We start from the raw sequence: 15694 nt of genomic DNA, 5'->3' as shown, positions 1-15694 counted from the left end.
ATCAGTGAATTTAGCTTAATTATTCGGCAGAGTATTTTTCTATAATTACAAAATGAGACAGGGCAGGAGAAACAAATGATTGAGCTCTTAATCGGCGTTATCGTCGCTATTGGAGTTGGCCGCTACATTATAAAAGGCTATTCAGCAACGGGTGTGCTAATGACCGGAGGTATTTTACTTCTGATCATTACTGCAATGATGGGAAAAAGTGTATTACCTGAATCTGTAAAAGCGACGGGGTGGCGCGTAACAGATATTTTGGAATACATTAAATTCCTATTAATGAGCCGAGGTGGCGACCTTGGCATGATGATCATGGTGTTGTGTGGGTTTGCAACTTATATGACTCACATAGGTGCTAATGATGTGGTGGTTAAAATTGCATCAAAACCACTAAAAATGATCAACTCGCCTTATATCTTGATGGTTGCGGCATATATTATCGCTTGCTTAATGTCACTGGCAGTTTCATCCGCAACAGGTCTTGGGGTGTTGTTGATGGCGACATTATTCCCTGTGATGGTCAATGTGGGGATTAGTCGAGGTGCCGCAGCTGCAATCTGTGCATCTCCGGCTGCGATTATTTTAGCACCAACTTCGGGTGATGTTATTTTAGCTGCGAAAGCCGCTGAAATGCCGTTGATTGATTTCGCCTTCAAAACGACATTACCTATTTCAATCGCGGCAATTGTGGCGATGTCTATCGCACACTTTTTCTGGCAGCGTTATCTTGATAGAAAAGAAAATGTTAAAACTGAAATGCTTGATGTGAATGAAATCAAAACTCATGCACCGGCATTTTATGCAATCTTGCCATTCACGCCAATTATTGGTGTATTGGTCTTTGATGGTAAATGGGCGCCTGAACTACACATAGTGACGATTATTGTTGGCTGTATTATTTTAGCCGCAGTGATTGAGTTTATTCGTAGTTTCAGTGCCAAGCACGTTTATGGTGGTTTAGAGGTTTGCTACAAGGGAATGGCAGATGCATTTGCCACCGTTGTCATGCTGTTAGTGGCCGCTGGTGTATTTGCTCAAGGTCTTAGTACGATTGGCTTTATTAAAGGGCTAATTGACCTTGCACAATCTTTCGGCTCAGGCGCTATTATCATGATGATTGCCTTGGTAATTATTACAATGTTAGCGGCAATGACCACAGGTTCAGGTAATGCACCTTTCTATGCATTCGTTGAGTTGATTCCGCATCTTGCCAAGCAAATGGGTGTGAATCCTGCCTATTTGGTTATTCCAATGCTACAAGCTTCTAATTTGGGGCGGACGTTGTCTCCAGTTTCTGGTGTGGTGGTTGCCGTATCGGGGATGGCGAAGATTTCGCCATTTGAAGTGGTGAAAAGAACATCTGTTCCTGTACTCGTTGGGTTGGTCGTTGTGGTCATCGCGACAGAGATCTTGGTGCCGATTTATCTTTAATATTTAATTAAATATTAATACAGATATAAATGGTTAGGGTTAATTTAAATCCTAGCCATTTTTTTAACTATTAATTAGTTGTTTTTAATTATTAACGTTGAAATTAAAAAGCGAATAAACCTTATTAATACGTTTTATCCCTATTTTAGTAGGGTTTTTTTAAACGAATGATGAATTTTTCTCTGCTTACCTCGACAAATATCATTTAATTAACATCATTTATGAGATCTGTGCCAAAAAGTGCAACAAAATTTTAAATTAAGCTAGGTAGTGCTCTTGGTTTAATGCAGAATCCGCTCATCTTTTTACAACAATGTTAATGATGAAAATTACTTTATGAGCACAATAGAAAAACCACTAAGTATTGCAGAGACGTCAGTCAGTAAATGGACCTATAAGGATTTCACTTGGGTTTTATCTTTATTTGGTACTGCTGTGGGGGCAGGCGTACTTTTTTTACCAATTAAGGCTGGTGCGGGTGGTTTCTGGCCGCTAGTTATCTTGGCATTACTGGCAACTCCCATGATTTGGTTGGCTCATAAAGGGTTAGCACGTTTTGTATTATCAGCTAAAAATCCAAATGCAGATATTACCGATACTGTTGAAGAACATTTCGGTAAAGTTGGCGCAAATATTATTACGTTCGCATATTTTTTCGCGATTTACCCGATTGTCTTAATTTATGGGGTTGGTATTACCAATACGGTAGATTCTTTCCTCGTTAATCAGATTGGTTGGGCACCGATTCCACGTTGGTTATTATCTGGTGTGCTGATTTTTGCAATGACTGCTGGGGTTGTTTTCGGTAGAGATTTGATGCTGAAATTGACATCTCTAATGGTTTATCCTTTAGTCTTCATTTTATTAGCATTATCACTGTATTTGATCCCAGAATGGAATACGTCAATGTTAGATGTTGCGCCTGATTGGGCGGCATTACCAACAGTTGTTTGGATGGCCATTCCATTAATTGTATTTTCATTTAACCATAGCCCAATTATTAGCCAATTTACTAAAGACCAACGTCAACAATTTGGTGATAAAGCTATCATTAAAACGGATATGATCACCGGTGGTGCGGCTATCATGTTGACTGGTTTTGTGATGTTTTTTGTTTTCTCTGTTGTTTTATCGCTTAATCCTGCTGAATTAGAGATTGCGAAGAGAGAAAATATCAGCGTGTTATCCCATATTGCGAATATCAATCCATCACCTATTATTTCTTATTTAGGGCCTATTGTTGCATTTGCTGCCATTGTTTCGAGCTATTTTGGTCATTTTCTCGGTGCGCATGAAGGCTTAGTTGGCTTAATTAAATCTCGCTCATCGTTCTCAGTGAAGAAAATTGAAATAGCCTCTATGCTATTTATTGTTCTGACAACGTGGATAGTCACTATTCGTAATCCAAGTATTTTAGGGATGATTGAAACTATGGGGGCGCCAATGATTGCGGCTATCCTATTCATCCTGCCAGTGGTTGCAATGCGTATTGTTCCTGCGATGAAAAAGTTCAGCACATCTAAGTTGGCTCAAGCATTTACATTGCTTTGTGGTTTAGCATCAATAACTTCCGTTATTTATGGTGCATTCTTGTAATCGCTTTTGTTTTTCTGTATCAACCTCATATCGCCTATTTGGCTGTGTGAGGTTTTTTTATATCTATAAGTTATGACATATAAGAAATAATCCGAGAAATAAATAGTGCTATTGGTATTCAAAGTAGCCATCTAGATGTATAACTGAGAGAAGCAGGTTAGATGAAATAATTTCAAGTGAAGATAGTTGTTTGAAAATTACGCTTAGGTAATATCGATTGGTATATAACAGTCAGTAACAAATAATGGTCGCCTTATAGCTTAGTTAAATCGGCTTGTAGTGAGTAGTACCGTTTTGGTGCGCTATAACAAGGATAAAAAATGAAATTAGAAACATTATCGATTCACGCAGGCTATTCTCCAGACCCAACAACGAAATCTGTTGCAGTGCCAATTTATCAAACTACGTCCTATGCCTTTGATGATACACAACATGGCGCTGATCTATTTGATTTGAAAGTGGCGGGGAATATATACACTCGTATTATGAATCCAACTAATGATGTATTGGAACAGCGCGTCGCTGCTTTAGAAGGTGGGATTGCGGGGCTTGCTGTTGCATCAGGAATGGCTGCGATTACTTATGCGATTCAAACAGTGGCACAAGCAGGGGATAATATTGTTTCCGTTGCTAAGTTATACGGTGGAACCTATAACTTACTCGCCCATGCGTTACCTCGTTTAGGGATTAAAACACATTTTGCTGAGCATGATGATTTAGCTGCGCTTGAAGCGCTGATTGATGATAAAACTAGAGCAGTATTTTGTGAAACAATCTCTAATCCTGCCGGTTTTATCGTTGATATTGAGGCACTAGCCGAAGTTGCTCATCGTCATGGTGTTCCTTTAATTGTTGATAATACCGTCGCAACGCCTTATTTATGTCGCCCGTTTGAATATGGTGCGGATATTGTAGTTCATTCATTAACTAAATATATTGGTGGGCACGGCTCTTCTCTTGGCGGAATGGTTGTTGATTCGGGTAAATTCCCATGGGCACAATATCCAGATAGATTTTCTCTATTAATTGAACCTGATGTTGCTTACCACGGCGTAAGTTATACCGAACATTTTGGCGCAGCGGCTTTTATTGCCCGTTGTCGCGTTGCACCGTTACGTGGAACTGGCGCTGCACTTTCACCATTCAATTCATTTTTAATTCTTCAAGGGCTTGAAACACTTGGGTTAAGAATGGATCGCCATACTGAAAATGCATTAAAAGTAGCGAATTATTTAGATAAACATTCACAAGTTGAATGGGTTAAATATGCAGGCCTCGCGAGTAACCCTGAACATGCATTGGCGCAAAAATACATGGATGGCAAACCAGCGGGTATTTTGTCATTTGGTATTAAAGGTGGGCAAGAGGCTGGTGGGCGTTTCATTGATGCACTAAAATTAATTGTGCGTTTGGTTAATATTGGTGATGCCAAGTCTTTGGCTTGTCATCCAGCGTCAACTACGCATCGTCAGTTGAATGATGCCGAGTTAGCACAAGCGGGTGTTTCGCGGGATATGATCCGTTTATCGATTGGTATTGAGCATATTGATGATATTTTAGCCGATTTAGCACAAGCGTTAGATGCTGCTAAATAAAGATTAAGCTCAAAATTTAGTTGGTTTTTCATTTTAAACCATCAATTAAACAACTGCTATTAGATGATTTTTATTATCAATAGCAGTTTTTTATGGGCACTATTATATGGGGCTTAGGTGTTTAACGCTTATTTTGACTATGTATGACAACTAATATGATATTCATATGACATAGAAATGAGCATTTATATGAATTGAGTGAAAATAGCAGCAGGAGCGCTGAACTATTTTTTTTAGGTTGAGTCTGATATGTTGATTCTTATCTTCATCTTATCGAAGTAAATTTTGTTTTCATTTATTGATTGTTTATACACAGCAAGGTTACTAAAAATAAATTGTTGATTTGTTTATATGGGGTTTAGTAAAGCCAACGATAATGGAAATGATTGGAAGATCATGAGCATTAATCTTGTGTTAAAGCGTCCCTAATTATTAGATATTCATAAAAAGAATGGTTGAGATGAGATGATTATGGCAAATAATAAAATTGCCTATTTAAAATGGTGTCTGTTATTTGGATTTGTACTAGTAACTTATTTTATCCCACTTAATGGCCGGTTGCTTTGGCAGCCAGACGAACTACGTTACGCAGAAATAAGTCGTGAATTGATCCGTAGTTATAATTGGAGTGTACCGGAACTGCTTGATATACGTTACTTTGAAAAACCTATTTTTGGTTATTGGGTTGGTGCCGTATTTCAAATGTTGTTTGGTGAAAATAATGTCTCAGTACGGCTAGGTGCGGTATTTAGTACATTATTAAGTGGTTTTTTTGTCTACCTCAGTGCAAAAATGGCTTGGAAAAAAGAAAATATCGCTTTTAATGCCGTTTTTATTTATCTCTCTATGTTAATGGTATTCACCATTGGCACTTATAATATCCTAGACCCCATCGTAACAGCATTTATTACGATGATTATCTTCTTTTTTCAATGGGGATTAACCACAAAGTACTTTTCTCATAAACTTATCGCCTTTATTTTTATTGGTATTGCGTGTGGCTTAGGGGTATTAACCAAAGGTTTTTTAGTTTTAGTATTACCTACATTGGTATGTTCGGTTGCGGCTATTTATTTTAAACAGTTTAAAGAAATATTTTTCTTTTCATTTGTCGCTATATTTACGGCTTTTCTAATCTGCTTACCTTGGGCTTTTGTTATCGCGAGCCGTGAGCCTGATTATTGGCATTATTTTTTCTGGGTTGAACATGTACAGCGTTTCATGTCTAACGACGCTCAAAATAAATCGCCAATCTGGTTTTACATCCCTATCTTATTAGCCGCTGTTATTCCTTGGTTAGGATACTTATTTGCTTCTATTGCTCATGCATGGCGCCAAAAAGGTATTCATCTGTATTTTCTGCTCTGGCTAGTCATACCTTTCCTCTTTTTCAGTATTACAAAAGGAAAGTTACTTACCTATATTTTACCCTGCATTGCACCTATTGCTATTTTAATGGCAGCTTATATTGATAGTGCTTTTTTGCAGAAAAAAGTGGGTACTGTGCGTCTAAATGCCTGTATCAATATCGTATTTGGCCTGATAGCCACTATTGCCATTATTACTTCACCATATTTCCCTAAAATTAATGTTTATCAAATAGATGAAAGCAATAAGCTATGGTTAGCCGCAGGTGCATTTATATTTTGGACACTTGTGGCTTTGGTGTCGTTTAAACCAAAGTTTTGGTATCTCGCCGCCGCGTGCACTTTGGTGCTGAGCTTGAGTGTTGGTCATGTTATTCCAAAGTATATTGAAAGTAACAATACTCCGCAAAATGTGATTGCTAAGTACCAAGACAAGTTGTCGAAAAGAGCTGTTTTGTTGACAAACAATGTAGGGCTCGGGACGTCATTAGCATGGGTATTAAAACGTAGTGATATTACGATGCTTCATCAAACGGGTGAGTTAGGTTATGGATTGAAGTATCCTGATGCGGTAAATCGTTTTTATCGCTTAGATCAACTGACTAAGTTATTGGAAGACAATCATTATCGTGATGTTGCTGTCGTGGTTGATAGTTCTCAAGATACGATACTCGATGCATTACCCGGCAATCCCATCATTATTAAAGAAGGTAAACTGGTTTTTGCTTTCTACGAAGGGCTTTAAATAGAAAACCGCATAATAAATTATTATGCGGTTTCTAACCTAAACACATCGACGTAGTTAGACTAGCGAACTATTTTTTGTATGCTATTTTCATTTTTGTCTGCAAGTTGTTTATTCTTTGTTGGCGCAGCAGGACCATGATAAATAAATAGCATTGCCATACTATTACTCATCTCATTGACGTCGATTTCATTGATGATGCGGTTATCCCTTTGATGACTTGTTAAAGAACTTCTCATTAAGATATCTCCTCAGTGTGTTTAATCAGACGATTGGCTTCTGCAAGCTCATAACGCCTTGGTGTCAGTGCGGTTGTACTGTGATTACGGGCAAGTAGTGAATAAATGGTTGGTAAAACAAATAGCGTGAACAAAGTACCCACTAACATCCCGGTTACAATAACGAGGCCTAATCCAAAGCGGCTATTGGCTCCGGCACCAGTTGCAAATAGTAAAGGCACTAAACCGATAACCATTGCCGCAGTGGTCATTAAGATAGGGCGTAACCTAATTTGTGCTGCTTTTAAGATAGCTTGGCGTCGGTCTAATCCTTCATGGGCTTGTAATTCATTGGCAAATTCCACCATCAAAATGCCGTGTTTACTAATAAGTCCTATTAGAGTGACCAATCCTATTTGAGTATAAATATTCAAGGTGGCATAACCCAAAGCGAGTGGGATCAAGGCGCCACAAATGGACAGTGGGACGGTAATCAAAATAATCAGTGGGTCGACTAAGCTTTCATATTGTGCTGCTAAAACTAAATAAATGATAAGAAGCGCCGCCATAAAGGCAAAGGCGAGGGTGTTTCCTTCTTGTTTATATTGGCGCGAATCGGATTGCCAGTCGTGGCTAAATCCTGCGGGTAATTCATTTGCGATAGTATCAAGGTAGCTAACTGCTTCCCCTAGAGTAACGCCTGGTGCAGGAATTGCTTGGAAAATGGCTGCGTTTTGTTGATTAAACTGAGTAAGTTTATTGGGCTCAACTTGTGTATTGATATCCACAACCGTTGAAAGCGGGATCATGGTGTCATTTTGAGCTTTTACATAGTGGCGTGATAGTGCTTCCGGTGTTAGGCGTTGGCTGCGAATACTCTGTGGAATAACATCATAAGAACGGCCATCCATACCAAAGCGGTTTATATAGTTTTCACCAACTAATAAGTTGAGTGATTCACCAATATTTTGCATGCTAATGCCTAGGCTATTTGCTTTGGCTCGATTAATACGGATCTCAACTACTGGATTGTTGTAGTCAAGGTCACTATCGACCACCATAAATAGGCCACTTTTCCGAGCTTGTTGTTTAATCTCCTCCATTGTCTTATATAACACTGGATAGTCTTGCGGGCTCCTTAATACCATTTGAATCGGTAATCCCCCTGTGGAGCCGGGTAAGGCCGGTAATTGAAAGACAAAAATACTGCTTCCTTCAACATCCCCTACCATACCCTGTAAATCGGACTGAATTGCGGATGCGGGGCGTTCACGCTTTTCCCATGACGACAAATTTGTGCCCCCAAAACTTGACGATGGGCCATCGGTACCATTAATGATCCAAGTGCTTTCGGTCTCGGGTAATTGCATGAAAACATCATGTAATTTGTGAGAGAAGCGTTCAACATATTCAAGATTGGCATGTTGCGGTGATTTAATTGCAGTCAGTACACTGGATTGGTCTTCAACGGGCGCAAGTTCGCGAGGGGCTGATTGATAAAGTAATGGCAAACTGATTACGACAGCAATCGCCAGAATACCCGTTATCCAACGATTATTGAGGGAAAAATTAAGTACAACAGTGTAATAGCGAGCAAGCGTAGCAAAGAACTTTTCTGCTATTCGTGCCATTCGGCCTTCATTTTGCTGTGAATTCAACATAAATGAGCTCATGACGGGGGAAAGCGTTAATGCCACGATACCGGAAACGATGACGGCACCAGCTAAAGTCAGTGCAAATTCTTTAAATAAAGCGCCTGTTAAACCCGACATCAAGCCAATGGGCGCATAGACCGCCGCTAATGTAATTGTCATGGCAATTACCGGCCCTGAGACCTCTCGGGCACCTATCAATGCCGCAAGTACAGGCGATTTCCCTTCTTCAATATGGCGATGTACATTTTCGACCACTACAATAGCGTCATCTACAACTAGCCCAATGGCTAGAACCATCGCAAGTAGCGTTAACAAATTGATACTAAATCCGAAAGCCATCATTAGGGCTGCGGCACCGAGCATGGACAAGGGAATTGCTAAAATAGGAATAATGACACTGCGAATTGAACCCAGACATAGATAAATGACTACAATAACAATAAGTAATGCTTCAATTAAGGTATTGACCACTTGGCTTATGGAGGCCTTGATAAAGCGAGATGTTTCGAATGCCATCTCAATTTTCACTTCGGGTGGTAATGTTTTGATGATATCAGGCATTAATTTATTCATACCATCAACAATGACAAGGGGGTTTCCTGTTGGGGTGGCAAATAATCCTAAGTAAATCGCGGGTTCACCATTCATCAAACCACTGGTTTCGGTTGAAGATGCACCGAGTTCAATCGTGCCAACATCTTTTAAACGTACCAGACCATTGCCATCATTGCGTATGACGAGATCGCGAAATTCGTTAACGTTAGTTAAATCCGTATTAACGTAAACGTTAGAAAGCACGTATTCGCCTTTTACTTTACCGGGAGCGGCTTGGTAGTTGTTTTTGCGTACCGCCTCAGCAACATCAGCGGCAGAAAGTCCTCGGCCAGCAAGTTTATCGGCATCTAACCACAAACGCATTGCGAGTTGTTGCCCACCAAAAACTTGTACTTTAGCAACGCCTTCAATAGAGGAATACATTGGCTCGACGACGCGAGAAATGTAATCTGTTAAGGCTGGAATGGATAAATTGGTACTGGAAAAACCAATGTAGGCCACAGCAGTTGATTCTCCTGAGGAGAGTTCAATTACAGGGTCATAGGCTTCTTTTGGTAATTTATAACGGACCTGGTTCACTTTCGCCATGACTTGAGTAAGCGCTTGTGTTGAATCACGGTTTAGCGCCATACGTACAGTAACAAGGCTGCTTCCTTGTACTGATGAAGAAGATAAATAATCAATGCCTTCAACAGAAGAGACAGCTTGAGCAATAGGTTGAGTGACAAATCCCTGCATGAGTTTTGCTGAAGCACCAGGATATTGAGTTGTAATGGTAACAGTGGCACTTTCTAATTGTGGATATTGGCGAATAGGTAATTTACTTAATGCAAATAACCCGAGTAAAACAATTAATGCACTGACCACGAGTGCCAAAACAGGTCGACGAACAAAAATATCAGTAAATTTCATAGCGTCTTCCTTATGAACCTTGAGCCGTATCTATCATCGGTTGAGACAATGTATCTTGCGCTATAGGCGTGATTGGCGAACCATCATTTAGACGTAATTGCCCTGAAGTGACGACTTGATCATTTGCTTTTAAACCTTGTTCTATCTCGATTTTTCCATTCCAGCGTTGACCGGTTTTGACTGAAATTCGTTTTGCAGTCATGGCATTACCACTCCCCTTTGTAATAAAAACAGTGTCACCGTAAGCGGTATACGTTACTGCTGTTTCAGGGATCGTCAGCACTTCATTACTCACTTGGCGAACAACATTAACATTGGCATACATGCCAGATTTTAATGTGCCATCGCTATTATTTAATGTGGCTTGTAGGGCGATAGTCCGTGATTTGCCAATGAGTGGGTCAATAGCGGTAATGCGAGCGGGAAAGACTTTTCCGGGGTAAGCATCGACAGAAATATCAACAAGTTGTCCTTGGTGTAGTTCAGGTGAAGCTTGTTCGTCTAATGAAAAATTGAGCTTTAATGTTTGAGTATCAACGAGGCTAGCAATGGCTTCCCCAGGGCTTAAATATTGTCCATCATGCACTTGACGAATACCAATGACGCCATCAAAAGGGGCGTGAATAGCTTTTTGGGCGATCAAGGCATGGGTTTGTAAAATAAGTCCTTGGGCGATATCTCGTTCTGCTCGGGTACTATCAACTTGAGCCTCTGCTACTAAGTGCTGAGTTGCTAGTGAGCGTGTTCTATCATACAAGCGTGTTGCATTGCGCATTTGTGCTTGATAGCGAGTCAAATCGGCTTGTTCGACGGCATCATTGAGTTGAACTAAAAGTTGGCCTTTTTTAACTTGCTGACCAGATTCAAAATAGATTTTAGTAATACGACCTTGAGTTTCCGCGGCAACAAAAACTTGGTTACCAGCTTCTAATTCGCCTACGCCATAAAATGTACGAGGGGCACTCGCTAAAGTGACGGGTGCTAAGGCTACTTTGACAGGAGGATATTGATAAGCGGTTTGTTTATTTTCATCATGTTGTGCATAAGTCGAATAGATGGCTGCGCCACTACCTATTGTGAGTAATGTTACACAGAAGGTTATTATTGTTTTTTTATTCATATTTTTTTTAGTCATTCTAGTTTCCTACTACTTTTACGCAGTTTGCGTGAAATACAGACGCCGAAAATGTTCAGTAATAGCCACCACTATTAACTCACCCATAAGTGCACATGTTCGATTGCCCAAAATATTGTGATTTTGGCTAAGCTGGTTGAAGCAAATAAAACTAAGATCAACACCTGAGTAATAATCCACACTTGTTGCTCTCTAAAATTTTGTTGATTATCGATGACATAGTGCCTCCCCCTTAAAAATAACTTTAATTGACAAGTGCAGAGTGGGGCACTATAAAACCTTAAGTTAAGTTGAGGTCAAGCAAAGGTGTATGAAAATGGAAAACAAAGACACAAAAACGATAAAAATAAGGGAAGTCAAAGAAGAACCCATTGATTTTAGTAGGGCTTTAACGGTAGGTGAGGTTGCGAGTCGTTCTGGAGTGGCGGTATCCACGGTGCATTTTTATGAGTCAAAAGGATTGATTCAAAGTACCCGAACACAAGGAAATCAGCGACGTTTTCCACCCATTGTGCTGCGTTATATCGCTATTATTAAAGTCGCTCAAAGTACAGGTATCCCTTTGAAGGAGATTCAAGATGCGCTGGGACGTTTTCCGGCTAACAGTAAGCTAACTTCTGAGCAATGGAAAGAGATGTCAACGCAATGGAAAACATCTTTAGATCGACGAATCAAACAGTTAACTCGTTTACGTAATGAGTTAGATCACTGTATTGGTTGTGGCTGTCTCTCACTCAGCGATTGTCCATTGCGCAACCCTGAGGATTTTTTAGGAAGTCGAGGCCCAGGAGCACAAATTTTAGAACGTCCATAAAGCGATTATGGCGCAATATTTTATCCCTTTTTCTTTTCATAGTGGTAACTCACACTTTTCATTTTTTGGATAGCCACTGCTTAATGTGGCTATTTGTCTAATTATATCATCACTTTATTTCTCAAATTGCCGCGCTGATTGGATAATCTTTGCGTATAGCGGCTACCGATTTTTCCTTTTTTTGCGCAATGATAAGTCATGTTAATTATTTGTGAATGCATTGTTTCGAATGAGCAAGAAGAGGGCACAAAAATGAAAGGTTTGCAGGGGAAAGTTGCAATTGTCACCGGAGGCGCAACTAAGATTGGCGCAACAGTGGCGAAAATATTGAGCTCTTATGGTGTTAAAGTCACCATTTTTGATATCGATAGAATTAATGGCGAAAAAGTCGCTCAGTCTGAGCCTAGTATCGATTTTTTAGCGGTTGATATTACTGATGATCAACAGCTTAAACAAGGTATTGATAGAGTTGCGCAAAAATATGGTCAACTCGATTTTTTAGTTAATCTGGCTGCCACTTATCTTGATGAAGGCCAGTCATCCACAAGGCAGGATTGGCTCACTGCTTTGAATATTAACGTTGTTAGTGCTGTCATGGCGGCACAATTTGCTAAGGCGCATTTTGTAAAAGCAGGCAAAGGCGCGATTGTTAATTTTACCAGTATTTCATCTTCTGTCGCCCAGACAGGCCGTTGGCTTTATCCCGCATCAAAATCAACCTTACTTGAAGTGACACGTAGCCAAGCGATGGATTATGCCGCCGAGGGAATACGTGTGAATTCGGTCTCTCCCGGTTGGACATGGTCTCGAGTGATGGATGAAATTACGGGTGGCGATCGTCAAAAAACAGACCGCGTTGCGGCTGATTATCACCTATTAAAACGTGTTGGCGATCCTGAAGAAATTGCTCAGGTGGTGGCTTTCCTACTTTCTGATCTGGCAAGTTTTGTTACTGGCGCAGATTACGCTGTCGATGGCGGTTACTCCGCTATGGGGCCTGAACAGGCTAAACCCGCAATTCCCCGTCTTGCTGAATAAGACATCATCATTTTAATTTCATTGAGGAATAAACTATGCGTCGTATTGCAATCGTAGGTGGTGGTCAAGCGGGTATGCCATTGGCTTTAGGCCTCTTGAACAAAGGTTATGAAGTCACCGTCGCCACTAACCGCACACCGGATGATGTCAAAAATGGTCGCGTGATGTCTAGCCAATGTATGTTTGATATTTCACTGCAATTTGAGCGTGACCTAGGAATTAACTTTTGGGAAGACGAATGCCCACCCGTTGAAGGTATTGGCTTTACCGTTCCCCATCCAGAAAAACCGGGTGAAAAAGCGATCACATGGCGTTCTCGCTTAGATAACTATGCACAGGCAGTTGATCAACGAATCAAAATGCCTTACTGGATGGAGCTATTTGCCGCTCGTGGCGGTAATTTGCGCATCGAAGATGTGGGTGTTGCTGAGCTTGAGCGTTTAGCTGAAACTCATGATTTAGTGATACTCGCAGGTGGTAAAGGCGAGATAGTCAAACTTCTCGAGCGTGATGCATCTCGCTCACCCTATGATAAGCCACAGCGCGCATTAGCGCTGACTTATGTTCATGGCATGTTACCAACGCCAGAATATTCACAAGTCTCCTTTAATTTGATCCCCGGTATTGGCGAATATTTTGTGTTCCCCTCACTTACTAATAGTGGCGATTGTCACATCATGGTATTTGAAGGCGTTCCGGGGGGGCCGATGGATCAATGGAATGAAGCGCGTACTCCACAAGAACATTTGGCTTATAGCAAAAAGATCCTCAACACATATTTACCTTGGGAAGCGGATCGTTGCCGCAATATCGAGTTGACCGATGATAACGGTATTCTGGCGGGTCGTTTTGCACCAACGGTACGTAAACCTGTTCTGACATTGCCATCGGGCAAGGTAGTGTTCGGATTAGGGGATGCATTAGTGACCAATGACCCACTCACAGGACAAGGTTCTAACAATGCCACCAAAGCGTGCAAAGTCTATTATGACGCGATTTTAGCGCATGGAGACAAGGCTTATACCGCGGAGTGGATGACTGAAACATTCGAGCAATTCTGGAAATACGGCCGCAATGTTGTGGAATGGACTAATTCATTATTAGCCCCGCCAGAGCCTCATATTTTGCACTTATTAGGTGCGGCGCAACAATTGCCATCACTCGCCCATACTATCGCGAATGCTTTTAACTATCCGCCAGTATTATTCCCATGGTGGAAAGATGGGCAAGCCTGCGAAGCCTATATTCAATCACAAATGATGGAAGAAGCCCGCGCTTAACGGGAAGGAATCAGTATGTCTATGATTGCAGAGGATACGCTAATGTGTGACAGCCAATGGGGTCATACCGAATTTGAATCAAAAACGTTGCGCAATTTACTTGGTTGCTACCCGACAGGGGTGGCAATCGTCACGACGCGTACTGCGGATGGTCGTGATGTTGGGTTGACCATTAACTCATTTGCATCCCTTTCACTCGATCCTCCGCTAGTGTTATGGAGTTTAGTTAACCATTCGCCGAACTTAGCAGCATTTCGTGATTGCCAGCATTTCACTATTAATATTTTGGGTAAGGATCACCAAGAGCTAGCCATGCGTTTTGCGAATCCTCGTATTGAAAATAAATTTGAGAATGTTGCCATTCATATTACGCCAGAAGGTTTACCTGCATTACATGGGGCTATCGTCACTTTAGTTTGTGAAAATCACAAACAGGATCACATTGGTGACCATCTATTAATGGTTGGACATGTTCGCCGTATTGGCAGTGAAACGGGTAAACCTTTAGTTTTTCATAGCGGTGCTTTTACTGCTTTACATGACGCGCTCTAGGCGCAGGAGACACTATGGATCAGCAATTATTAATGTCATTTGCCACGCAATTACAACAAGGCAATATTCAGGTTATCGACCTGACACAGACGCTATCACCGTCTTTTCCTGCGCTGCAACTGCCGGAGCAATTCGGACAGGTATGGTCATTTAGTATGGAGCAAATCTCCCGCTATGATGACAATGGTCCTGCATGGTATTGGAATAATTTTAGTTGTGGTGAGCATACTGGCACCCACTTTGACGCCCCAATTCATTGGATAAGTGGTAAAGATCAAGCCAATAACACCGTTGATACCATCCCTGTGCACCACTTTGTTGCCCCAGCAGTGGTTGTTGATGCGAGTAAAGAAGTGGCACAAAATTCGGATTGGGTACTGACTGTCGATTTCCTACAACAGTGGGAAGTTAAACACGGAAAAATTCCGTCAAATGCTTGGGTTTTGTTTAGAACTGATTGGTCGAAAAAATCAGATAATCCAGAAGCGTATGTCAATATGCGTGAAGACGGCGCTCATACGCCGGGGCCTTCTCAAGAGGCGGTCGAGTGGCTTATTCATCAGCGTGATGTAAAAGGTTTTGGCGTTGAAACTATCAATACCGATGCAGGGCAATCCTACGCTTGGCCGGTGCCTTATCCATGCCACACTTTAATGCATGGCAATAACAAATATGGCCTGCAATGTTTGAAGAATCTCGATCAACTGCCTGCAACAGGAGTGGTAATTGTGGCTGCGCCTTTGAAAATTGAAGGCGGTTCTGGTAGTCCTTTGCGTGTACTCGCACTCGTGGGGTGAG

General features: G+C 41.1%; 12 protein-coding genes. 9 read left to right on the top strand and 3 right to left on the bottom strand.

The window, feature by feature from the left end; genetic code table 11:
* Positions 1–75: 75 nt before the first annotated feature.
* The 4 genes from dcuC to arnT all read left to right on the top strand — a co-directional run bounded on the left by dcuC (position 76) and on the right by arnT (position 6737).
* A complete protein-coding gene (gene dcuC, locus ACTH6U_RS05365; protein WP_294109806.1) occupies positions 76–1434 on the top strand; it encodes an anaerobic C4-dicarboxylate transporter DcuC in 1359 nt (452 codons plus the stop codon).
* Between the two features lie 336 nt (positions 1435–1770).
* On the top strand, positions 1771–3030 hold the full coding sequence (locus ACTH6U_RS05360) for an aromatic amino acid transport family protein (protein WP_441831757.1): 1260 nt from the start codon (positions 1771–1773) through the stop codon (positions 3028–3030).
* Positions 3031–3350: 320 nt separating this feature from the next.
* Positions 3351–4625, top strand: a complete 1275-nt coding sequence (locus ACTH6U_RS05355) for a bifunctional O-acetylhomoserine aminocarboxypropyltransferase/cysteine synthase (RefSeq protein WP_294109801.1) — start codon at positions 3351–3353, stop codon at positions 4623–4625.
* A gap of 465 nt (positions 4626–5090) precedes the next feature.
* Positions 5091–6737 carry a lipid IV(A) 4-amino-4-deoxy-L-arabinosyltransferase gene (gene arnT, locus ACTH6U_RS05350; RefSeq protein WP_441831756.1) on the top strand — a complete coding sequence of 549 codons (1647 nt, stop codon included), beginning with the start codon at positions 5091–5093 and terminating at the stop codon, positions 6735–6737.
* 62 nt (positions 6738–6799) lie between these two features.
* Here the strand turns inward: arnT and ACTH6U_RS05345 are convergent, their stop codons facing one another.
* The 3 genes from ACTH6U_RS05345 to ACTH6U_RS05335 are packed head-to-tail and all read right to left on the bottom strand — an operon-like array spanning position 6800 to position 11197.
* Complete coding sequence (locus tag ACTH6U_RS05345) at positions 6800–6976, bottom strand: hypothetical protein (RefSeq protein WP_441831755.1); 177 nt, start codon at positions 6974–6976, stop codon at positions 6800–6802.
* A complete protein-coding gene (locus ACTH6U_RS05340; RefSeq protein WP_441831754.1) occupies positions 6976–10077 on the bottom strand; it encodes a MexW/MexI family multidrug efflux RND transporter permease subunit in 3102 nt (1033 codons plus the stop codon). The genes ACTH6U_RS05345 and ACTH6U_RS05340 overlap by 1 nt, the downstream gene beginning before the upstream one ends.
* A gap of 10 nt (positions 10078–10087) precedes the next feature.
* A complete protein-coding gene (locus ACTH6U_RS05335) occupies positions 10088–11197 on the bottom strand; it encodes an efflux RND transporter periplasmic adaptor subunit (protein WP_441831793.1) in 1110 nt (369 codons plus the stop codon).
* A 331-nt stretch (positions 11198–11528) separates the two neighbouring features.
* Here ACTH6U_RS05335 and soxR point away from each other — a divergent pair, with 331 nt between their 5' ends.
* The 5 genes from soxR to ACTH6U_RS05310 all read left to right on the top strand — a co-directional run bounded on the left by soxR (position 11529) and on the right by ACTH6U_RS05310 (position 15693).
* On the top strand, positions 11529–12026 hold the full coding sequence (gene soxR / locus ACTH6U_RS05330) for a redox-sensitive transcriptional activator SoxR (RefSeq protein WP_294109793.1): 498 nt from the start codon (positions 11529–11531) through the stop codon (positions 12024–12026).
* 198 nt (positions 12027–12224) lie between these two features.
* Complete coding sequence (locus tag ACTH6U_RS05325) at positions 12225–13064, top strand: SDR family oxidoreductase (protein WP_294109791.1); 840 nt, start codon at positions 12225–12227, stop codon at positions 13062–13064.
* A 35-nt stretch (positions 13065–13099) separates the two neighbouring features.
* Positions 13100–14344, top strand: a complete 1245-nt coding sequence (locus ACTH6U_RS05320; protein WP_294109789.1) for a styrene monooxygenase/indole monooxygenase family protein — start codon at positions 13100–13102, stop codon at positions 14342–14344.
* Positions 14345–14359: 15 nt separating this feature from the next.
* A complete protein-coding gene (locus tag ACTH6U_RS05315; protein WP_294109787.1) occupies positions 14360–14896 on the top strand; it encodes a flavin reductase family protein in 537 nt (178 codons plus the stop codon).
* A gap of 14 nt (positions 14897–14910) precedes the next feature.
* Positions 14911–15693, top strand: coding sequence for a cyclase family protein (locus ACTH6U_RS05310; protein ID WP_336430993.1), 783 nt, complete (start codon positions 14911–14913; stop codon positions 15691–15693).
* Position 15694: the final 1 nt, after the last annotated feature.

Source organism: Providencia sp., assembly GCF_052096715.1.
Taxonomy (GTDB): Bacteria; Pseudomonadota; Gammaproteobacteria; order Enterobacterales; family Enterobacteriaceae; genus Providencia.
This window is presented reverse-complemented; position numbering and strand designations above follow the sequence as displayed.